The organism is Streptomyces sp. NPDC058221 (genome assembly GCF_042882365.1).
Classification (GTDB): Bacteria; Actinomycetota; Actinomycetes; order Streptomycetales; family Streptomycetaceae; genus Streptomyces.
The window spans coordinates 1-2,479 of record NZ_JBHVWF010000233.1; the positions used below are offsets into that span (position 1 = coordinate 1).

Sequence of the window (2,479 nt, forward strand, 5' to 3'; positions counted from 1 at the left end):
CCAAATCGGGGCGCCCCCGCCCAGGCCCGACACGATCGTGGGGAGCGCGGCCCCCACGATCGTCTGGTCCAGGGCGGCCAGCAGAATGCCCAGCACGATCGTGGCGAAGACGATGTTCCGGCGGCGCGGATCGAGCAGGGGCGGCGCTGCGGCACTCTGCGCGGCGGGGGCGGTCTCGCTGGCAGTGGTCACGCTTGCACCCTCACACCGGGCCCCGTCACCCGCATGCCGGGCGCCGCCGGACGTGTCAGGCCGGCAGGTCCCTCAGCGAGGCCTTCATCCGGGTCACGAACGCCTCCCGGACCGGCGCCGCCACCCGGTCGAGCGAGAGGTACGGATTGAGATCCTCCAGCTCGACGAGCAGCAGCTCGCCGCCGCCGGTCCGGCACGCGTCGACGCGCTGGATGCCGTGGTCGAGGGTGTTCCACTCGATGAAGGACCGGGCGAACTCCAGATCCGCCGCGCCTGCCGCGTACGGCTCAAGCACCCAGCGCCGCTCCGGGTGCGGCGCGTGCAGCGCGTACTGGAAGTCGTGGTCGACGAAGTAGAACGACACCTCGTAACGGAAGTCGATCCGCGGCTGGATCAGCTGCGTCCCGTCCGCCTCGGCCACCCCATCGAGGTTCTGTACGAAGCGCAGCCCGACCGAGTCCGCGCCCAGCTTCGGCTTGACCACGTATCCGTCGGCCGCGGGCAGCAGCCCCAGATCCGCCGCCCGGTCCACGGTGGGGATCACCGGGTACCCGGCGCGGCTCAGATCGACCAGATACTGCTTGCCGGCCATGTCGCCGCGTCCGGTCAGCGGGTTGTAGACCCGCGTGCCCAGTTCAGCGGCCCGGGCGCGGAAGGCATCGTACGCCTCCCGGTAGTGCAGCACCGGGCCGCTGTTGCGTATGACCACCGCGTCGAAACCGTCCAGCAGGGCGGCGGCGTCGCGCGGGTGGCAGAGCGCCGTGTCGAAGTCCTCGCGCAACCGTGCCGTCAGATAGATGTCCTCGTCGCAGTAGCGGCGACCACGGGCCTCGTACGCGAGGTCGGTGACGAAGAGGACGGACGGGCGTGAGCCGGCGGCCATGGTGTTCCCCCGAGGGGTGTGTGAGCGGACGGGTGGTCAATAACCTGGACGGCGTTGTCCGTCAACGACCTTGGAGCGTCATGACGTCTGCCCCGCAGGAGTCGCTCGCCTCGCACGAGCCGCCCGTGCCCGACATTCTCTCGCCCGCCTTCGCCGCCGATCCCTACGGGGCCTACCGGATCATGCGCGAAAGCGCCCCGTTGATCAGGCACGACGCCACGAACAGCTACATCGTCTCCCGCTACGAGGACGTCGAACGGGTCTTCAAGGACAAGGCGGGAGAATTCACCACCGACAACTACGACTGGCAGATCGAACCCGTCCACGGCAGGACCATCCTCCAGCTCAGCGGCCGCGAGCACGCCGTGCGCCGGGCCCTGGTCGCCCCGGCCTTCCGGGGGACGGACCTCCAGGAGAAGTTCCTCCCGGTCATCGAGCGCAACGCACGCGAGCTGATCGACACCTTCCGTCGCACCGGCGAGGCCGACCTCGTCGAGGCGTTCGCGACCCGCTTCCCCGTCCTGGTCATCGCGGACATGCTCGGCCTGGACAAGGCCGACCACGACCGCTTCCACGGCTGGTACACCAGCGTCATCGCCTTCCTCGGCAACCTCGCGGGCGACCTCGAGGTGGCGGCGGCCGGCGAGCGGACCCGGCAGGAATTCGCCGCGTACATGATTCCGGTCATCCAGCAGCGCCGGGCCGCTCCCGGCGACGACCTGCTCTCCGCGCTCTGTGCGGCCGAGGTCGACGGCGTGCGGATGAGCGACGAGGACATCAAGGCCTTCTGCAGCCTTCTGCTGGCCGCGGGCGGCGAGACCACCGACAAGGCCATTGCCTCGGTCTTCGCCAACCTGCTCACCCACCCCGAGCAGCTCGCGGCCGTCCGGGAGGACCGCGGCCTCATCGCCCGGGCCTTCGCCGAGACGCTGCGCCTCACCCCGCCGGTCCACATGATCATGCGTCAGACGGCCACCGAGGTGGAGCTCGGCGGCGGCCGGGTGCCCGCGGGGGCGACCGTCACCTGTCTGATCGGCTCGGCCAACCGAGACCCCGCCCGGTACCGCGATCCGGACCGGTTCGACATCTTCCGCACCGACCTGACCGGCACCACGGCGTTCTCCGCGGCGGCCGACCATCTGGCGTTCGCTCTGGGACGGCACTTCTGCGTGGGCGCGCTGCTGGCCAGGGCCGAGGTGGAGACCGGGGTGAACCAGTTGCTGGACGCGATGCCCGACGTACGGCTCGCGGACGGCTTCACCCCGTCCGAACAGGGTGTCTTCACCCGAGGGCCGCAGTCGCTGCCGGTGCGCTTCACCCCGGTCGAGGGCTGAGCGGCCGGGGGCGGGGCGCGCGGGGGCCCCGCCTCGGGCGAGAACGCGGGCCCCCCCCCCCCGCCCGCCG

The 2,479-nt window shown here is 71.2% G+C and carries 3 protein-coding genes; 1 reads left to right on the forward strand and 2 read right to left on the reverse strand.

Annotation, left to right across the window (positions count from 1 at the left end):
* The coding region (locus ACFVW8_RS37200; protein ID WP_389698124.1) for a hypothetical protein at window positions 1–192 on the reverse strand (192 nt) is incomplete at its 3' end.
* 55 nt (window positions 193–247) lie between these two features.
* Window positions 248–1,075 carry a hypothetical protein gene (locus ACFVW8_RS37205; RefSeq protein WP_389698126.1) on the reverse strand — a complete coding sequence of 276 codons (828 nt, stop codon included), beginning with the start codon at window positions 1,073–1,075 and terminating at the stop codon, window positions 248–250.
* An 80-nt stretch (window positions 1,076–1,155) separates the two neighbouring features.
* Here ACFVW8_RS37205 and ACFVW8_RS37210 point away from each other — a divergent pair, with 80 nt between their 5' ends.
* Entirely contained in the window at window positions 1,156–2,409 is a 1,254-nt protein-coding gene (locus ACFVW8_RS37210) for a cytochrome P450 (protein ID WP_389698128.1), read from the forward strand.
* Window positions 2,410–2,479: the final 70 nt, after the last annotated feature.

Coding starts and splice junctions, on each gene's coding strand:
- ACFVW8_RS37205 (WP_389698126.1), bottom strand. CDS start 1,075: ATGGCCGCCGGCTCACGCCCGTCCGTCCTCTTCGTCACCGACCTCGCG.
- ACFVW8_RS37210 (WP_389698128.1), top strand. CDS start 1,156: ATGACGTCTGCCCCGCAGGAGTCGCTCGCCTCGCACGAGCCGCCCGTG.